The following is a 17,926-nucleotide window of genomic DNA, read 5'->3' on the forward strand; positions in this document are numbered from 1 at the left end:
TATAAATTACCGCCAGCAAGCTTCGGTAATGCCTGCATCATTACCGGAATAACCAGAGCTAACAATCAGCCAAAGGTGTATCCGCCATGTCGATCTACGAGCAGGGCCTCGGCCGCGCCGCCGTCAACCACGTCGCCCTCAGCCCTCTGAGCTTTATCGAGCGTACCGCGGCGGTATACCCGCACTACCCGGCCGTGGTGCATGGCTCGATTCGCCGCAACTGGGCCGAGACCTACGCACGCTGCCGGCGCCTGGCCTCGGCGCTGGCCGGGCGTGGCATCGGCCAGGGCGACACGGTGGCGGTGATGCTGCCGAACATTCCGGCGATGCTCGAAGCGCATTTCGGCGTGCCGATGATTGGCGCGGTGCTCAACACCCTCAACGTGCGCCTGGACGCCGAGGCTATCGCCTTCATGCTGCAGCATGGCGAGGCCAAGGTGGTGATCGCCGACCGCGAGTTCCATGACGTGATCCACGCCGCCATCGGCATGCTCGACCACCCGCCGCTGGTGATCGACGTCGACGACCCTGAGTACGGCGAAGGCCAGGCAGTCAGCGATCTGGACTACGAGGCCTTCCTCGCCGAGGGTGACCCCGAATTCGCCTGGCAGTGGCCGGCGGACGAGTGGCAGGCCATCAGCCTCAACTACACCTCCGGCACTACCGGTAACCCCAAGGGCGTGGTCTATCACCACCGCGGCGCCTTCCTCAACGCCATGGGCAACCAGATGACCTGGAACATGGGCAACCATCCGGTCTACCTGTGGACCTTGCCGATGTTCCACTGCAACGGCTGGTGCTACCCCTGGACCATCACCGCCCTGGCCGGTGTGCACGTGTTCCTGCGCCGCGTCGACCCGGCGAAGATTCTCACCCTGATCCGTGACGAGCAGGTCAGCCACCTGTGCGGCGCGCCCATCGTGCTCAACGCCCTGGTGAACATGCCGGCCGAGGCCAAGGCGGCCATCGATCATCCGGTCAAGGCCATGGTCGCCGGCGCCGCGCCACCGGCCAAGGTGATCGGCGCGGTAGAAGAAATGGGCATTTCCGTCACCCACGTCTACGGCCTCACCGAGGTCTATGGCCCGGTAACGCTGTGCGCCTGGCACGCCGAATGGGACGAACTGCCGCTGGAAGAGCGCGCCACCATCAAGGCGCGCCAGGGCGTGCGCTATCCGACCCTGGAAGGGGTGATGGTCGCCGACCCGAAAACCCTCGAGCCGGTGCCGCGTGACGGCCAGACCATCGGCGAGATCTTCATGCGCGGCAACACCGTGATGAAGGGCTACCTGAAGAACCCCAGCGCCACCGCCGAGGCCTTCGAGGGCGGCTGGTTCCACACCGGCGACCTGGGCGTGTGCCATGCCGACGGCTATGTGGAGATCCGCGACCGCCTCAAGGACATCATCATCTCCGGCGGCGAGAACATCTCCACCATCGAGGTCGAAGGGGTGCTCTATCGCCACCCGGCGGTGCTGGAAGCGGCCGTGGTCGCCCGACCGGACGAGAAATGGGGCGAGACGCCCTGCGCCTTCATCACCCTGAAGACCGGCCAGCAGGCCAGCGACAGCGAGATCATGAGCTTCTGCCGCGAACACCTGGCCGGCTTCAAGGTGCCCAAGACCGTGGTCTTCACCCAGTTGCCCAAGACCAGCACCGGCAAGATCCAGAAGTTCGTCCTGCGCGATATGGCCAAGGCGCTCTGATCCCTTGTGGGAGGGGCTTCAGCCGCGAGCGTCGCCGCTACGACTGCATGGATGCAGGAGGTAGAGCGAAGCAGGATGCCCGAGCCGAAAGCGCCTCCCACAGACCGCAGCCCACCGTTTGCACAACAACAAGAACCGGCCCAGGCGGCCGACGGAGAACCCTCATGCAAATTTTCCAGCGCCGTGACGGCGACGAACAACCGCACTGGCCCCTCGGCCCGTTCAAGCTGCGCCTGCCCTTCGTGCACTACCGCTGGGAAACCGCGGAGATGCTGCAGGCGCTGATCATGTTCGTGGTCAGCCTGGCGATGATCCCGCTGCTGGAGAAATACCTCGGCCTGCCCTACGACGTGGCCCTGGCCTATGTGGTGGTGTGCGGTATCGGCTTCATGCTGCCGGCGCTGCTCGGCGTGCCGCTGGTGCCGGGCTGGATCACCCCCGGCATTCCCGTGGTATTGCTGTTTCTCGGCAACTACGAGCCGGGCCCTGCGGCCATTCAGGCACTGTTCGCCCTGCAATTTCTGGTGTTCGTGATCTTCCTCTTCCTCGGCGTCACCCGCCTGGGCAGTGCACTGGTACGACTGATCCCCAACTCGATGAAGGGCGGCATCATCATCGGCGCCGGTATCGCCGCACTGATGGGCGAGATCAGCGCTGGCGGCCGCCTGGCCAATACGCCGATTTCCCTGGTGCTGGGCAGCCTGATCTGCCTGTACCTGATGTTCTCGGTGTCGTTCAAGGGCCTGACCGAGCGCGTGCCCTTCGCCCGCAAGATCGTCAACTACGGCATGGTGCCGGGCATGCTGATCGCCATCTTCATCGGCATCGCCGTGGGCGAGTACAAGATGCCGGACGTGAAATGGGGCATCACCGCGCCGGCCTTCGGCGAGATGTGGAACTACCTGCCATTCAACGTCGGCTTCCCGAGCCTGGACGTGTTCATGCTGGCCGTGCCCACCGCGGTGATCGCCTACGTGATCGCCTTCGGCGACATCATCGTCGGCCAGTCGCTGATGCAACGCGCCGATGAACTGCGCACCGACGAGGTGATCGAAAACAACGTCGACCGCATCCACCTGGTGACCGCCATCCGCAACGCCCTGCACGCCTTCTTCGCGCCCTACCCGGGCCTGGCCGGCCCGCTGTGGACGGCAGTGGCGGCGACCATGGCCGAGCGCTACAAGTACGGGCGCAAGGCGATGGACTCGATCTACAGCGGCGCCGGCACCTTCTGGATCACCGGTTTCGCCGCGCTGTTCATGCTGCCGCTGGTCAGTTTCTTCCAGCCGGTACTGCCGATCGCCCTGTCGCTGACGCTGATCCTCACTGGCTACATCTGCCTGATGGTCGGTTTCGAGCAGCTCAACAACAACACCGAGCGCGGCATCGCCGGCACCATGGGTGTTGTGCTCGCCGTCTACGGCGCGGGCTGGGGCCTGGCTGCGGGTGCCGCGCTGTACATCCTGGTCGAACGCACCCATCTGCTTAAATTCACCAGCATCAAGGACAAACCGAACGAAGCGGCCGAGGCCGACTGAGTTCTTTCGTTCACCGGCGCCGCGCCTGTCGCGGCGCCTCCGCTGTCGAGGTTGCACCATGCCCGAATTCAACGCCCCGCTGCGCGATATGCGCTTCGTCCTCCATGAGGTGTTCCAGGCGCCCAGCCTGTGGGCACGCCTGCCGGCCCTGGCGGAAATCGTCGACGCCGACACCGCCGACGCCATTCTCGAAGAAGCGGCCAAGGTCACCGGCAGCCTGATCGCCCCGCTGAATCGCAGCGGCGACGAGGAAGGTGCGCAGTGGGAAGGCGGCAACGTGCGCACCCCAACCGGTTTCCGCGAGGCCTATGCCACCTACACCGAGGGCGGCTGGGTCGGCCTTTCCGGCAACCCGAATTACGGCGGCATGGGCATGCCCAAGATGCTCGCTGTGGCCTTCGAGGAGATGCTCTACGCCGCCGGCTCCAGCTTCGCGCTGTACTCGGCGCTGAGTTCCGGCGCCTGCCTGGCCATCGACGCCCATGCCAGCGAAGACCTTAAAACCACCTACCTGCCGGCGATGTACGAGGGCCGCTGGGCCGGCTCCATGTGCCTGACCGAGGCCCATGCCGGCACCGACCTGGGCATCATCCGCACCCGCGCCGAGCCGCAGGCCGATGGCAGCTACAAGGTTACCGGCAGCAAGATCTTCATCACCGGCGGCGAGCAGGATCTGACCGAGAACATCATCCACCTGGTGCTGGCCAAACTGCCGGACGCGCCGGCCGGGCCGAAGGGCATCTCTCTGTTTCTGGTGCCCAAGGTGATGGTCAACGCCGATGGCAGCCTCGGCGCGCGCAACGCCGTGAGTTGCGGTTCCATCGAGCACAAGATGGGCATCAAGGCATCAAGCACCTGCGTGATGAACTTCGACGGCGCCACCGGCTACCTGATCGGCGAGGTCAACAAGGGCCTGGCGGCGATGTTCACCATGATGAACTACGAGCGCCTGTCCATCGGCATCCAGGGCATCGGCTGCGCCGAGGCGTCCTATCAGTCGGCGGTGGCTTATGCGCGCGAGCGCATCCAGAGCCGCGCCGCCAGCGGCCCGGTGAACCACGACAAGGTCGCCGACCCGATCATCGTCCACGCCGACGTGCGTCGCATGCTGCTGTGCATGAAGGCGCTGAACGAAGGCGGTCGTGCCTTCGCCTGCTACGTCGGCCAGCAGCTCGATCTGGCCAAGTACGCCGAGGACGCCAGCGAGCGGCAGAACGCCGAAGCGCTGGTCGCCCTGCTGACTCCAGTGGCCAAGGCCTTCTTCACCGACACCGGGCTGGAAAGCTGCGTGCACGGCCAGCAGGTGTTCGGCGGCCACGGCTATATCCGTGAATGGGGCCAGGAGCAGCTGGTGCGCGATGTGCGCATCGCGCAGATCTACGAAGGCACCAATGGCATCCAGGCGCTCGATCTGCTCGGGCGCAAGGTGGTGGCCAATGGTGGCGCCGCGCTGCGCCTGTTCGCCGGCGAAGTGCGCGACTTCGCCCACGCCCACGAGTCGCCCTACCGCGAACGCCTGATCGAGGCCCTGGAGCGCCTGGAAGCGGTCAGCGGCTGGCTGCTGGAGCAGGCCAAGAGCGAGCCCAACGCCGTCGGCGCCGCCTCGGTGGAGTACCTGCACCTGTTCGGCTACGTCGCCTACGCCTATATGTGGGCGCGCATGGCGGCGGTGGCGCAGGGCAAGCAGAGCGAAGACGAGGCCTTCTACGGCGGCAAGCTGGCCACCGCCGAGTTCTTCTTCGCCCGTCTGCTGCCGCGCAGCCTGAGCCTGGAGGCGAGCATTCGTGGCGGCAGCGCCCCGCTCTACGGCCTCGCTGCCGAGCAATTCTGAAACCTTTGAGCGTGTTGCGCGGCGTCCCTCTGCGAGGCGCCGCGCGTTTTTATTCCCCGTAGCCCGGATGCCATCCGGGGACAGCCGGCAGGCCTCTCCCGGATTGCATCCGGATACAATCCCCGCCGCACCACGCCCCATAACAAGAGTCCTCCCATGCGAACCCTGACCACCCTGACCGGCAACAGCCAGAAACTCGACGGCGGCGCCATGTTCGGTAATGCGCCCAAGGCCCTCTGGCAACGCTGGATGCCGGCCGACGACCTCAATCGCATCGACCTCGGCTGCCGCGCCCTGCTGGTGCAGGAGGACGAGCGCAACATCCTGGTGGAAACCGGCATCGGCGCCTTCTTCAGCCCTGAGCTAAAGCAGCGCTTCGGCGTGCAGGAAGATCGCCACGTGCTGCTCGACGAACTGGCGAAACTCGGCCTGAGCGATGCCGACATCGATATCGTCGTGCTGACCCACCTGCACTTCGACCATGCCGGCGGCCTGCTCGCCGCCTGGCAAGAGGGCCAGCCGGCGCGCCTGCTGTTTCCCAAGGCCCGCTTCGTAACCGGCCGCCGCCAATGGCAGCGGGCGCGCCAGCCCCATGCCCGCGACCGCGCCTCCTATATCACCGAGCTGCTCGACCTGCTGGAAGCCAGCGGCCGCCTGCAGCTGATCGACGAAACCGACAGCTGCGAACTGCTCGGCCCCGACTGGCGCCTGCACTGGAGCGACGGCCACACGCCGGGCCAGCTGCTGCCGGAAGTGGCCATGCCGGGCGGGCCGGTGGTGTTTCCCGGCGACCTGATCCCCGGCGCGCCCTGGGTCCACCTGCCCATCACCATGGGTTACGACCGCTTCCCCGAAGGCCTGATCGAGGAAAAACAGGCGCTGCTCAGCGACCTGTTTTCCCGCGGCGGCCGGCTGGTGTTCACCCACGATCCGCAGGTGGCCATGGGCCGGGTAACGCGCGACGAAAAAGGTCGCTACTGGCTCGATGAGGCGGTAAAAGCGGCGCATCTGCTGGCAAGTTGAGGCCAAGCGGTATTGACGGCCTCGGCAGGCGGCGCGAGCATGGCCGAGCTGGTCGACGCCGAGTGGATCGATGTGTGTCAGGCAGTGGAAACCGAGCCCTACCTCTGATGACCAAGCTCAAGGTGTTCTACAACAGCGCCTGCCCGGTGTGCGACGCCGGCATCGCGGCGCAGCGCAGGCGCATGCAGGCCGGCGGCGACTGCCCGGTGGAATGGGTCGACGTGCACCGGCAGCCGCAGACGGTCGAGGAGCTGAACCAGGCCCTGGAGCCGGTGCGCGAGCGCCTGCACCTGCGCGACGAGCGGGGCCAAGTGCTGGTCGGCGTGGACGCCTTCGCTGCGCTGTTCGGCCATACCCGCGGCCAGCGCTGGCTGGCCCGCCTGCTGCGCCTGCCCGGCCTGCACTGGCTGGCGCAGCGCGCCTACAACCTGTTCGCCCGCGCCCTGTATCGCTGGAACCGCTGGCGCCGGCACTGGTAGCGCGGCCCGGGCGCCCGCTTCTCGCGCCAGCTTTCTGCACACGCCACTGCAAAACGGGCCATGGCCTGCGGAGCGCCCCCGCCATGAAGGCCATTTGTCTGCCGCATGACCGACCTTCATATGCCTGAATGCGACCTTTGCGGTAGAATCCGCCCCCTCTTTCTACCGCCCAGCTGATTTTTCTCAGGGGAATGCCATGTTCAGCCGTGATTTGAACCTTGCTCGTTATGACGCCGAATTGTTTGCCGCGATGGAGCAGGAAGCCCAGCGCCAGGAAGAACATATCGAGCTGATCGCCTCGGAAAACTACACCAGCCCGGCGGTGATGGAAGCCCAGGGCAGCGTGCTGACCAACAAGTACGCCGAAGGCTACCCGGGCAAGCGCTACTACGGCGGTTGCGAGTACGTCGACGTGGTCGAGCAACTGGCCATCGACCGCGCCAAGCAGCTGTTCGGCGCCGACTACGCCAACGTCCAGCCGCACTCCGGCTCGCAGGCCAACAGCGCCGTATACATGGCCCTGCTCAACGCCGGCGACACCGTGCTGGGCATGAGCCTGGCCCACGGCGGCCACCTGACCCACGGTGCCAGCGTCAGCTTCTCCGGCAAGATCTACAACGCCGTGCAGTACGGCATCGACGACAACGGCCTGATCGACTACGACGAAGTCGAGCGCCTGGCCGTGGAGCACAAGCCGAAGATGATCATCGCCGGCTTCAGCGCCTACTCGCAGGTACTGGATTTCCCGCGCTTCCGCGCCATCGCCGACAAGGTCGGTGCCTACCTGTTCGTCGATATGGCGCACGTGGCCGGCCTGGTCGCCGCCGGCCTGTACCCGAACCCGGTGCCCTTCGCCGACGTGGTCACCACCACTACCCACAAGACCCTGCGCGGCCCGCGCGGCGGCCTGATCCTGGCGCGCAAGAACGAGGAACTGGAGAAGAAGTTCAACTCCGCCGTGTTCCCGGGCGGCCAGGGTGGCCCGCTGGAGCACGTGATCGCCGCCAAGGCGGTGTGCTTCAAGGAAGCCCTGCAGCCGGAGTTCAAGGAATACCAGGCGCAGGTGATCAAGAACGCCCAGACCATGGCGCAGGTGTTCATCGACAACGGCTACGACGTGGTTTCCGGCGGTACCGAGAACCACCTGTTCCTGCTCAGCCTGATCAAGCAGGACATCACCGGTAAGGACGCCGACGCCGCCCTGGGCCGCGCCTTTATCACCGTGAACAAGAACAGCGTGCCGAACGATCCGCGCTCGCCCTTCGTCACCTCGGGTCTGCGCATCGGCACCCCGGCGGTGACCACCCGCGGCTTCAAGGAAGAGGAATGCCGCCAACTGGCCGGCTGGATCTGCGAAGTGCTGGCCAACATCGGCAACGACGAAGTCGAAGGCCGCGTGCGCGAGCAGGTCAAGGCGCTGTGCGCCAAGTTCCCGGTCTACGGCAACTAAGCCTCAGCCGCGAATGAAGAAGCCCGCCAACTCGGCGGGCTTTTTTGTGGCCAAGACAATCAGGCCGGCTGTTTCACATAGCGCGCCAGCTGGGCGTCGCGACTCATCACCTCGAGGGTCGCGGCCAGCACCTGCTCGCTGGTGGTGTCGGAGTGCTGGAAGATGCTGCCGAAGTTCTGGTGGGTGACCTTGGCGAAATGCGCGCGGTCCTGCGCCTCGATGCCCAGCAGGGTGGCATAGGCGTCCAGCGCTTCGCCCTGGCCGACCGCCATGTCTTCGGCGATGGAGTCGAGCATGCCGTTCATCGCCAGCCACGAACGGCCGCCATAACCCAGCGTGACGCTGGAATCGCAACCATTGGTCCCGGAAGTCAGGCCGAAGGTGGCGTTACCCGAGGTGCCGTTGGTGGTGGTGGCCAGCAGGTGGGGCACCAGGCCGCGCTGCCCTTCGAACACCATGTTGCCCCAGCCGCAGCCGCCCCCGCCGGCCTGATCGGCCAAGGCGGACTGAGAGGCCAGACTGGCAACGCCCAGCACCCCGAAAATCAAACCCTTGCTCAGCAATCGCTTGTCCATATCAGTCGCTCCGCAATCTCTGGTAATAAAAACCGCACTAGGAGCTTTGGCGACACTTGCCAGGCTGTCAAACTCGCCCCCGCAAATCGTGGGCCACGCGGCAAACGGCAGCACGCCGCCAGCAGCCTTGGCTATAGTGATGGAAATCCTCCAGGAGTACCGGCATGAGCGAATCAGCCAACGAGCGTCGGCGCTTCCAGCGCATCGCCTTCGACGCGCCCACCGCAATCGCCCAGGGCGAACGGCGCTGGACGGCGGCTCTGCACGACCTCTCGCTCAAGGGCCTGATGATCAAGAAACCGCGCGACTGGAACGGCGATCCGGACCAGCCGTTCGAGGCGCAGATCGACCTGGGCGGCGAGGCCCAGGTGAAGATGGAAGTGGTGCTGACCCGTACCCAGCAGGATCACCTCGGCTTCGTCTGCCGGCATATCGACCTGGACTCCATCAGCCACCTGCGCCGCCTGGTGGAGCTGAACCTGGGCGACGAGAGCCTGCTGGAGCGCGAGCTGGCGGCGCTGGGCGAGGACGAGACGCCATAGCCAAGCTGCCAGCGACATAAGGAACGGGCGCCGACTGGCGCCCTTTTTCGTCTGACCGCTGCGCCCGAGGCCCGGCCTCAGCTACTCGAACAGTGCATCCAGCGCCTGCTCCAGGCGGGTCACAGCCAGGATCTGCAATCCCGCCGGCGCCTCCTTGGGCGCATTGCCCTTGGGCACGATGGCGCGCTTGAAACCGTGCTTGGCCGCCTCCTTGAGCCGTTCCTGGCCGCTCGGCACCGGGCGGATCTCACCGGACAGGCCGACCTCGCCGAACACCAGCAGATCGTGCGGCAGCGGGCGATTGCGCAGACTGGAGATCACCGCCGCCATCAGCGCCAGGTCGGAGGCGGTTTCCAGCACCTTGACCCCGCCGACCACGTTGAGAAACACGTCCTGGTCGTAGGTGGGGATGCCGCCGTGGCGGTGCAGCACCGCCAGCAGCATGGCCAGGCGGTTCTGGTCCAGGCCCAGGGTGACGCGGCGCGGGTTGGCCATATGGCTGGTGTCGACCAGCGCCTGCACCTCCACCAGCATCGGCCGGGTGCCTTCCCAGGTGGCCATCACCACGCTGCCGGGGACCTCCTCCTGGGCGCGGGTGAGGAAGATCGCCGAGGGGTTGGTGACCTCCTTGAGGCCCTTGTCGGTCATGCCGAACACGCCCAGCTCGTTGATCGCGCCGAAGCGGTTCTTCACCGCGCGCAGCAGGCGCAGGCGGCCATCGGACTCGCCCTCGAAGTACAGCACGGTGTCGACCATATGCTCGAGCACGCGCGGCCCGGCCAGGGCGCCCTCCTTGGTCACGTGGCCGACCAGGAAGATCGCCGTGCCGCTCTGCTTGGCATAGCGCACCAGCAGCGCGGCGCTCTCGCGCACCTGGGCGACGCCGCCGGGGGCCGACTGCAGCTGCTCGGTAAAGATGGTCTGGATCGAATCGATGACCATCACCTTGGGTTTTTCCGCCCGCGCGGTGGCGATGATGGTCTCGATGCAGGTCTCGGTCATCACCTTCAGCTGGTCCTCGGGCAGGCCGAGACGGCGGGCGCGCATGGCCACCTGCTGCTGCGATTCCTCGCCGGTGACGTACAGCGCGGGAAAGCGCGTGGCGATATTGCACAGGGTCTGCAGCAGGATGGTCGACTTGCCTATGCCCGGGTCGCCGCCGATCAGCACCACCGAACCGTCCACCAGGCCGCCGCCGAGCACCCGATCCAGCTCGCCGGAGGCGGTGGAAAAGCGCGGCACCTCCTCGACGCTGACCTCGGCCAGGGTCTTGATCTGCGCCTGCTGGCCGGCCCAGCCGGTGCGCCCGCTCGGCGCCGAGACGCCCTCCAGCACGGTTTCCACCAGGGTATTCCAGGCCCCGCACTCGCCGCACTGACCGGCCCATTTGGGGAAGGTGGCGCCGCACTCGGTGCAGCCGTACATGCGCTTGGCCTTGGCCATGGAAATCTCCGCCCGCAGGAAAAGCGCCGATCATAACGCGCCGGGGGCTCAGGAGTCCTTGCTCTGGCTAGCGGCCTGGCGCTCGCGCTGCTTCTGCGCGGCCAGCTTGTAGACCACGTAGTACTTGTAGATATTGCCCACGTAATCCACCGTCTCGCGACCGATGATGCGCGCGGCGGCCTGCTCGACGTTACCGAACCAGACATTCGGATCGAGCCCGGACTTCTCCGCCAGGCGGCGGAACTTCATCAGGTTGCCGGGGCCGGCGTTGTAGGCGGCGAAACTGAGCAGCAGGCGATTGACCGGGGTGATCTCGGGGTCGTCCAGGTAGGTGTCGGAGATCAGCCGCAGGTACTTGCTGCCGGCCTCGATATTGCGGTCGGCGCTGCTCTCGACACCGCTCACGCCGATGTCCCTGGCGGTGCTCGGTAGCAACTGCATCACCCCCACCGCCCCCGCCCGGCTGCGCGCGCCCTGATCCAGCCGCGACTCCTGGAAGCCCTGGGCCATCAGCAGCAGGTGATCGAAGTCGTAGCTGTCGGCATGCTTCTCGAACAGGCCCACCAGCGCGTTGAACTTGCGCATCTCGCTTTCGGACGTGGCATTGAGCACCCGCTTGCTGTTCTTGAAATAGCGCCGCAGCATGATGTTGCCGAACTCGCTGCCGATCTTGTGCTCCTTGTTGAAGGCGTTCAGCGCCTCCCTCAGCTGCGGGCTGTTCTTGCGCAGCGCCCAGCCCAGCTTGCCGCCGGTATGCAGGTAGAAGCCCTGGTGAATCTGCAGGTCGCTGTACAGCGGCTGCCATAGCTGGGCGATATAGCGATCCGCCACGGTGATGCCGAACAGCCCGGCGTTGACCATCTGCAGCAGATCCTCGGTTTCCAGGTTCTCGTTGGCCGGCATCAGCTTGATCGGCTCCAGGCCCTGCTCGCGGAAGCGCCGATTGAGCTCGAGCAGATGCTCGAAGTAGCTACTCGACGGCCGCGCGTAGACCTCCTGGCCGGCCAGGTCTTCGAGACGCCCGAGCCTGGGCGCGCCAGGCCCGCTGACGAAAACCTCGTGCACGTCGCCATAGGCCGGATCGCTGAAGTCCACCGCCTGCAGCCGCACCTCGGTCTGGGTCAGGCCGCCGGCGGCGATATCGCCGTGGCCGGACAGCAGCTTGGGCAGCAGCTCATTGCGCGCCGTGGGAATGAACATCACCTGCCAGCGCCGGGATTTCTTGCCCAGCGTGCGGTGCTGGTTGAGCCATTTCTCGAAGGCCTTGCCGTACTCGAAGACCACGCCCTCCTGATGGCCGCGATCCACCAGGTAGAAGGTCTTGCTGTAGGGCACCAGGATACGCACCGTGCCGCTGGCGCGCATGCCGTCCAGATCGCCGATCCAGGCCGGCGGCACCGGCAGCACCATGGCATCCACCTCGGACTTCTCCGCCGCACTCAACTGCGCCGGCGGCAGGCTCTCGCCCGCGGGCACCTCGGCACGGACCGCGGAAAGCGGCAGCACCAGCAGCAACAGTGCGACCCAGAAGATTTTCATGACGAAACCTCCTACGCAGCTGCCAGATGCGACACCGGCGGCGATAATGGCGGCCCCTCCCGGCGAGCCGCCCCGATGCAGATCGAACTCCTACCCACCAGCGTCGACCAGCTTCCGTTGATCCGCAACCTCTACCAGTTCTACGCCTACGAGAGCTCGGACTGGGAACAGGAAGAGGTCGAGAACGACGGCCGTTTCTATATCCATGAGCCGCACCTGGCGCGCTATTGGCAGGAGCCGGGGTGGAGCGCGCAGCTGATTCTGGCCGACGGTTTTATCGCCGGCTTCCTGCTGATCGAACGCAGCGAGCTGCCAGGAATACATGCAACGGAGCTCGCCGACCTGTTTATCCTCAAGAAGTACCGCCGCCAGGGTATCGGCCGCGCCCTGGTGCACCAACTGATGGGCGACGGCAGCCCCTGGCTGCTGCGTTTCTATCGCCAGGACGAACTGGCCTGCGCCTTCTGCCAGCAGTTCCTCACGGAACTGCCGCGACCGCCGCGGCAGGTCTGGAGCGAGGACGAAGCGGACGGCCTGCTCAGCTACCTGATCAACCCGCCCACGCACTGAACTATGCCGGCAGGTGCGCCACGCTACCTGACGTAGGATGCGCCGCGCGCACGGCGCCGCCCGACTTCGGCTTCAGCCGCGGCAGCCGTTGCCGCAGCCGCAGCACTGCCCGACGGCGCGCTTGAGCTGGCGCGCCAGCTCGTCCTTGAGCGCCACGCGACTCAGTTTGAGTCCTTGCAGAGAGACGTCATCAAGCAGCTCGAGGCCGTCCTCGATGCGGCAGATACGTTTGTCCAGCGCCTCGTAGTCGTCGGCCTGACGCGCGAACTGAGCGTCCTGCCGGCGCAGGCGCTGCAGCTCGTCGCGGTGTTCGGGGAAGTCGTGGATCAGCGGGTGATGGTCGACGTGCATGCGCAAGCTCCTTGGCAGAGTGTTACGCGCAGCCTAGACCGACCTCGGGTGCCAGCCATTGATCCGGGTCAAGCGCCGCCTAGGTGGCGGCGGCGCGCAGCAGGCTGGCGATCTCGTCCTTCAGGCCGACCCGCTGCAGCTTGAGCCCCTGCAGGGTCAGGTCGTCGACGGCGACGCGGCCGTCCTCGATTTCGTAGATGCGCTTGTCCAGCTCTTCGTATTCTTCGGCCATGCGGGCGAAGCGCGCATCGTGCTGCATCAGCTGGCGCAGGGCGCCGTTGTGTTGGGGAAATTCGCGAGTCAGCGGATGATGTTCGAGCGGCATGGAAATCCCTCCCAGGAGATAGCCTTATTAGCCTAGTCGAGCCGCGGCACGACGGCTCGGCCCAGCGTGAATTTCCCCCTCGACGAGACGAGCGGCCTTGCTGCCGAAGCCTCGCGCGAGACCCATCGGCGCGGCGCGCTTATTTTGATATTGCCTTTGCAACCTGACTGCGGCCCAATCGCAGGCTATAAACACAGTTGGCAACGGCATCGGCAAAGGGAGTAAGGCATGAGCATCCTCAGCGAATTCAAGGCTTTCGCGGTCAAGGGCAATGTGGTCGACATGGCGGTCGGCATCATCATCGGCGCGGCGTTCGGCAAGATCGTCTCGTCCTTCGTCGGCGACGTGGTCATGCCGCCGCTGGGCATCCTGATCGGCGGGGTGGATTTCTCCGACCTGGCCATCGTGCTCAAGGCCGCCGAAGGCGACATCCCCGCGGTGACCCTGGGCTACGGCAAGTTCATCCAGACCGTCATCGACTTCACCATCGTCGCCTTCGCCATCTTCATCGGCGTCAAGGCCATCAACAAGCTCAAGCGTGAGGAGGAGGCCGCCCCCGCCGCGCCACCGGCGCCGACCAAGGAGCAGGAACTGCTGAGCGAGATCCGCGACCTGCTCAAGGCACAGCAAGGCAAGTAGTGAAGCGCTGGTCTAGGCGTGCCCGGCACGCCTCGCGTGCGATTGGACACGAAATGTTGCAGCTTTGCCGGCCGTTGGCCGGCAATTTCCGCTAGATTAGATGGCCCTTGGTCACCTTTCCCCCTACATGACACTCCTGATAGCGTTCGCTGTCCTCTCCATCCTGGTTTCGTTCATCTGTTCCATCCTCGAAGCCGCCCTGCTCTCCCTGACGCCCAGTTACATCGCCCAGCAGAAGGTCGATCGGCCCAAGCTGTACGAGCGCCTGAAAGAGCTCAAGGACAAGATCGACCAGCCCCTGGCCGCCATCCTCACGCTGAACACCGTGGCCCATACCGTGGGCGCCACCGGCGTCGGCGCGCAGGTAACCCTCGTCTTCGGCGACGGCTACCTCGGCGCCGCCTCGGCGATCATGACCCTGCTGATCCTGGTGCTCTCGGAGATCCTGCCGAAGACCATCGGCGCCCGCTACTGGCGCGCCTTGGCGCCCTTCCTGCCGAGCCTGCTGAACGGCATGATCCTGATGCTCAAACCGTTCATCCTGATGTCCGACCTGATCATGCGCCTGTTCGGCGGCAAGGAGCCGGAGCACGACATTCGCCAGGAGATCAAGGCGCTGACCCTGCTCGGCCGCGAGGTGGGCAAGCTCGACGAAGACGAGCAGCGGGTGATCAGCAATATCCTCGACCTGCACGAGATCAAGCTGCGCGACATCATGACCCCGCGCATCGTCTGCGAGTCGGCCGCGCCGGATGAGTCGATCGGCGCGTTCAAGGCGCGGGTCAAGCAGAGCCAGTTCTCCCGCTACCCGGTGATTGGCGCGGACGAAGCGCCGCTGGGCGTGGTGTTCCGCTACGACGCCCTGGCCGCCGAGGACGACGCCGCGCCGGTGAGCGGCATCATGAAGCCGCTCAAGGTGGTGCCGGAAAGCATGAACGTGGAAAACCTGATGACCCAGCTGATGCAGGAGCGCCAGCACATGTGCCTGGTGTACGACGAGTTCGGCAGTTGGCGCGGCCTGGTGACCCTGGAAGACATCATGGAAACCATCATCGGCAAGCCGATCCTCGACGAGACCGACGACATCCCCAATATGCGCCGCTTCGCCAAGCGCCGCTGGGAGCACCGCATCAAGGCGATCCGCGAAGAGTGAGTCACCAGTAGTTTTCAACCGCCACCTGGCCGGGGCGACGGGTCAGCGCCAGGTTCAGGTTGCGCGCCCTGAGCACGGCGCGGGTGTCCTCGATCATCTGCGGGTTGCCGCAGAGCATGATGCGCGAGTGCTCGGGCGCAAGCTTCAGGCCGGCGGCGCGCTCCAGCTCGCCGGTCTCGATCAGCGTGGTGACCCGCGCATGGAGCGCGCCGGGCACCTGCTCGCGGGTGACCACCGGCAGGTACTGCAGCTTGTGTCCCGCCCCCTCCAGCCACTCGCGCCGCGGCAGGTCGGCGATCAGCTCCTGATAGGCCAGCTCACCGCGGTCGCGGGCGCTGTACACCAGGACGATGCGCTCGAAGCGCTGCCAGGCCTCGAGGTCCTGCAGGATCGACAGGAACGGTGCCAGCCCGGTGCCGGTGCCGATCAGCCAGAGGTCGCGACCATCGGCGAAGCGGTCGAGGGTGAGAAAGCCGGTCGCCTGCTTCTCCACCAGCAGCTCGTCGCCGGGCGCAAGACCGCTCAGCTCGCTGGTGAACTCGCCGCCGGGGACGACGATGGAGAAGAACTCCAGATAGTCGTCGTGCGGCGCCGACACCAACGAATAGGCGCGCCAGACGATGCAGCCGCTGGCCTTGCGCACGCCGAGGCGGACGAACTGCCCGGCACGGAAGCGGAACCCCGCGTCGCGGCTACAGCGCAGGCTGAACAGGCTGGGCGACCAGACACGCACCTCGGTCAGGACCTGGCGGGTGAACTTCTCTTCGCTGACGGTCATACTTCCCCCTTCGCTCAACTCCCCCTGCAGTCTCGCGCAAAGCGGGCGCGACAAACACCGACGGTTTCCATGCCTATTCTCGACACCCCCTTCGCCCAGCTCGAGCTGCAGCGCCAGCCGCACCAGCCGAACGAACCGCTGCAGGCCTTCGACGCCGCCGACGAGTACCTGCTCAAGCATCTTCATGAGCAGGGCCTGGACGCGCACAGCCGGGTGCTGCTGCTCAACGACGGTTTCGGCGCCCTGGCCTGCTCGCTGGCCGGGCATTGCCGGCTGACCAGCAGCGGCGACTCGCACCTGGGCCGGATCGCCCTGCACAACAACCTGGCGCGCAACGGCCTGGCGTCTGACGCCCTGGCCTTCGTGCCGGCCAGCGAGACGCCGCAGGGGCCATTCGACTGGGTGCTGATCCGCGTGCCCAAGACCCTGGCCCTGCTGGAGGAACAACTGATCCGTCTGCACGGCCAGCTCGCCCCCGGCGCACGGGTGGTGGCCGGCGCCATGCTCAAGCACCTGCCGCGCGCCGCCGGCGATCTGCTGCAGCAGTACATCGGCCCGGTACAGGCCTCGCTGGCAGTGAAGAAGGCGCGTCTGCTGCTGGCCACACCCGTGACCAAGGCGACGCCCGCCTCGCCCTATCCGACCCGCTACCGGCTGGACAACCCGGCCATCGAGTTGCTCAACCACGCCAACCTGTTCTGCCGCGAGGGCCTGGACATCGGCACCCGCGCCTTCCTGCCGCACCTGCCGCGCCACCTCGGACGCCTGCGCGTGGCGGATCTGGGCTGCGGCAACGGCGTACTCGCCATCGCCTATGCGCTCGGCAGCCCGCAGGCGCAGCTGTGCCTGGTGGACGAGTCCTATATGGCCGTGCAATCGGCGCGGGACAACTGGCGGGCGGCTCTCGGCGAGCGGCCGGTTGAGATCCGCGCCGGCGACGGCCTGGCCGAGCAGCCGGCCGATTCGCTGGATCTGGTGCTGTGCAACCCGCCCTTCCACCAGCAGCAGGTGGTCGGCGATTTTCTCGCCTGGCGCATGTTCCAGCAGGCCCGCGCCGCGCTGGTCACCGGCGGCGAGCTGTGGATAGTCGGCAACCGCCACCTGGGCTATCACGCCAAGCTCAAACGCTTGTTCCGCGGCGTCGAGCAGGTGGCGGCGACGCCCAAGTTCGTGGTGCTCAAGGCGGTGAAGTAAGCGCGCGCTCAGGAGCCGCCATAGGCCAGCGGATAGAGCAGCAAACCCAGCGCCTCGTTGAGCAACTGGCCGCTCTGCCACACCGCCTTGGCCTCCGGCAGCCAGCCGCCCAGCGGCCTGGCGCTGCCGCCGCCGAGAAAACCCATGGGCGCGGCGATCACCTCGAAGCCGGCCTGCTCGAAGCACCAGCGCGCCCGCGGCATGTGCCAGGCCTGGGTCACCAGCACCACGCGGCGCACGCCCTGCGGCTGCAGCAACTCGGCGCTGAAGCGGGCGTTCTCCCAGGTGGTGCGGCTGCGCTGCTCCAGCCAGCGCACCGGCTGGCCATAGTCGCTGGCCAGGGCCGCGGCCATCAGCGCCGCCTCGCTGGGCGGCTGGCCATAGTGCAGGCCGCCGCTGGTCGCCAGCGGCAAGCCCGAGGCCCGCGCCAGGCGCGCGGCGTAGCGCAACCGCTCGAGCGCCAGAGTGCCGGGCTGGTCGCCGCCGCCCCAGGCCGGATCGTTCTGCTCGCGCCCGGCGCCGAGAATCACGATGGCATCGGCGCGCTGCGCCAGTGCCGGCCACTGCGCCGCGCTCAGCGCCGGTTCGCGCTCCAGCTGGCGCGCGCTCCACTCCACCACGAGCGGCAGGCTCATCAGCCACAGGCCGCCGCAGCCGAGGACGAAGCAGGCGCCGGCCAACCGCGGAAAGCGCCGGCGCCACCACCAGGCGAGCACGATAAGCAGCAGGAGCACGCCGGGCGGCATCAGCAGTTGTTTGAGGATGTAGCGAATCGGCATGGGCACCTCCA

18 protein-coding genes are annotated in these 17,926 nt (G+C 66.4%); 11 read left to right on the plus strand and 7 right to left on the minus strand.

The features are described 5' to 3' along the window. The first annotated feature begins 86 nt into the window (after window positions 1-86). From ACIGKL_RS08075 to glyA, 6 genes are all read left to right on the plus strand, one after another. A complete protein-coding gene (locus ACIGKL_RS08075; protein ID WP_397486143.1) occupies window positions 87-1,706 on the plus strand; it encodes an acyl-CoA synthetase in 1,620 nt (539 codons plus the stop codon). 164 nt (window positions 1,707-1,870) lie between these two features. Beyond that, complete coding sequence (locus ACIGKL_RS08080) at window positions 1,871-3,244, plus strand: solute carrier family 23 protein (RefSeq protein WP_397486144.1); 1,374 nt, start codon at window positions 1,871-1,873, stop codon at window positions 3,242-3,244. A gap of 58 nt (window positions 3,245-3,302) precedes the next feature. Continuing rightward, window positions 3,303-5,075 carry an acyl-CoA dehydrogenase C-terminal domain-containing protein gene (locus tag ACIGKL_RS08085; protein ID WP_397486145.1) on the plus strand — a complete coding sequence of 591 codons (1,773 nt, stop codon included), beginning with the start codon at window positions 3,303-3,305 and terminating at the stop codon, window positions 5,073-5,075. Window positions 5,076-5,231: 156 nt separating this feature from the next. Next, window positions 5,232-6,098: an MBL fold metallo-hydrolase gene (locus tag ACIGKL_RS08090; protein ID WP_397486146.1), complete on the plus strand. Its 867-nt coding sequence runs from the start codon at window positions 5,232-5,234 to the stop codon at window positions 6,096-6,098. Window positions 6,099-6,205: 107 nt separating this feature from the next. After that, the gene (locus ACIGKL_RS08095; protein WP_397486147.1) at window positions 6,206-6,577 is read left to right on the plus strand and encodes a thiol-disulfide oxidoreductase DCC family protein; all 372 of its coding nucleotides are present in this window, start codon (window positions 6,206-6,208) and stop codon (window positions 6,575-6,577) included. 196 nt (window positions 6,578-6,773) lie between these two features. Then, window positions 6,774-8,027 (plus strand): serine hydroxymethyltransferase, encoded by a 1,254-nt coding sequence (gene glyA / locus ACIGKL_RS08100; RefSeq protein ID WP_397486148.1) that lies wholly within the window; start codon window positions 6,774-6,776, stop codon window positions 8,025-8,027. Window positions 8,028-8,086: 59 nt separating this feature from the next. On the opposite strand, the gene ACIGKL_RS08105 is transcribed toward glyA, so the two are convergent. Beyond that, the gene (locus ACIGKL_RS08105) at window positions 8,087-8,602 is read right to left on the minus strand and encodes a DUF3015 domain-containing protein (protein WP_397486149.1); all 516 of its coding nucleotides are present in this window, start codon (window positions 8,600-8,602) and stop codon (window positions 8,087-8,089) included. A gap of 164 nt (window positions 8,603-8,766) precedes the next feature. On the opposite strand from ACIGKL_RS08105, the gene ACIGKL_RS08110 reads away from it, so the two are divergent. Continuing rightward, window positions 8,767-9,144, plus strand: a complete 378-nt coding sequence (locus ACIGKL_RS08110) for a PilZ domain-containing protein (RefSeq protein ID WP_021445299.1) — start codon at window positions 8,767-8,769, stop codon at window positions 9,142-9,144. Between the two features lie 81 nt (window positions 9,145-9,225). On the opposite strand, the gene radA is transcribed toward ACIGKL_RS08110, so the two are convergent. Together radA and ACIGKL_RS08120 are read right to left on the minus strand one after the other, a co-directional pair. Next, window positions 9,226-10,587 carry a DNA repair protein RadA gene (radA, locus tag ACIGKL_RS08115; protein WP_397486150.1) on the minus strand — a complete coding sequence of 454 codons (1,362 nt, stop codon included), beginning with the start codon at window positions 10,585-10,587 and terminating at the stop codon, window positions 9,226-9,228. A 48-nt stretch (window positions 10,588-10,635) separates the two neighbouring features. Beyond that, window positions 10,636-12,126, minus strand: a complete 1,491-nt coding sequence (locus tag ACIGKL_RS08120) for a transglycosylase SLT domain-containing protein (protein WP_397486151.1) — start codon at window positions 12,124-12,126, stop codon at window positions 10,636-10,638. Window positions 12,127-12,201: 75 nt separating this feature from the next. Between ACIGKL_RS08120 and ACIGKL_RS08125 the strand changes: the two genes are divergently transcribed. Then, the gene (locus ACIGKL_RS08125) at window positions 12,202-12,696 is read left to right on the plus strand and encodes a GNAT family N-acetyltransferase (RefSeq protein ID WP_397486152.1); all 495 of its coding nucleotides are present in this window, start codon (window positions 12,202-12,204) and stop codon (window positions 12,694-12,696) included. 72 nt (window positions 12,697-12,768) lie between these two features. Here the strand turns inward: ACIGKL_RS08125 and ACIGKL_RS08130 are convergent, their stop codons facing one another. Together ACIGKL_RS08130 and ACIGKL_RS08135 are read right to left on the minus strand one after the other, a co-directional pair. Beyond that, on the minus strand, window positions 12,769-13,047 hold the full coding sequence (locus tag ACIGKL_RS08130) for a YdcH family protein (RefSeq protein WP_397486153.1): 279 nt from the start codon (window positions 13,045-13,047) through the stop codon (window positions 12,769-12,771). Between the two features lie 79 nt (window positions 13,048-13,126). After that, window positions 13,127-13,372, minus strand: coding sequence for a YdcH family protein (locus tag ACIGKL_RS08135; RefSeq protein WP_021445303.1), 246 nt, complete (start codon window positions 13,370-13,372; stop codon window positions 13,127-13,129). Between the two features lie 228 nt (window positions 13,373-13,600). Here ACIGKL_RS08135 and mscL point away from each other — a divergent pair, with 228 nt between their 5' ends. Together mscL and ACIGKL_RS08145 are read left to right on the plus strand one after the other, a co-directional pair. After that, entirely contained in the window at window positions 13,601-14,011 is a 411-nt protein-coding gene (gene mscL, locus ACIGKL_RS08140) for a large-conductance mechanosensitive channel protein MscL (RefSeq protein WP_397486154.1), read from the plus strand. Between the two features lie 127 nt (window positions 14,012-14,138). Further along, entirely contained in the window at window positions 14,139-15,164 is a 1,026-nt protein-coding gene (locus tag ACIGKL_RS08145) for a CNNM domain-containing protein (protein ID WP_397486155.1), read from the plus strand. Between the two features lies 1 nt (window position 15,165). Here the strand turns inward: ACIGKL_RS08145 and ACIGKL_RS08150 are convergent, their stop codons facing one another. Then, entirely contained in the window at window positions 15,166-15,942 is a 777-nt protein-coding gene (locus ACIGKL_RS08150) for a ferredoxin--NADP reductase (RefSeq protein WP_397486156.1), read from the minus strand. Between the two features lie 69 nt (window positions 15,943-16,011). Between ACIGKL_RS08150 and ACIGKL_RS08155 the strand changes: the two genes are divergently transcribed. Continuing rightward, window positions 16,012-17,136: a methyltransferase gene (locus tag ACIGKL_RS08155; RefSeq protein WP_397486157.1), complete on the plus strand. Its 1,125-nt coding sequence runs from the start codon at window positions 16,012-16,014 to the stop codon at window positions 17,134-17,136. Window positions 17,137-17,144: 8 nt separating this feature from the next. Here ACIGKL_RS08155 and ACIGKL_RS08160 read toward each other — a convergent pair whose 3' ends face one another. Beyond that, entirely contained in the window at window positions 17,145-17,915 is a 771-nt protein-coding gene (locus ACIGKL_RS08160) for a YdcF family protein (RefSeq protein ID WP_397486158.1), read from the minus strand. Between the last annotated feature and the right edge of the window lie 11 nt (window positions 17,916-17,926).

Source organism: Pseudomonas sp. NPDC077186 (assembly GCF_044543505.1).
GTDB lineage: Bacteria > Pseudomonadota > Gammaproteobacteria > Pseudomonadales > Pseudomonadaceae > Aquipseudomonas.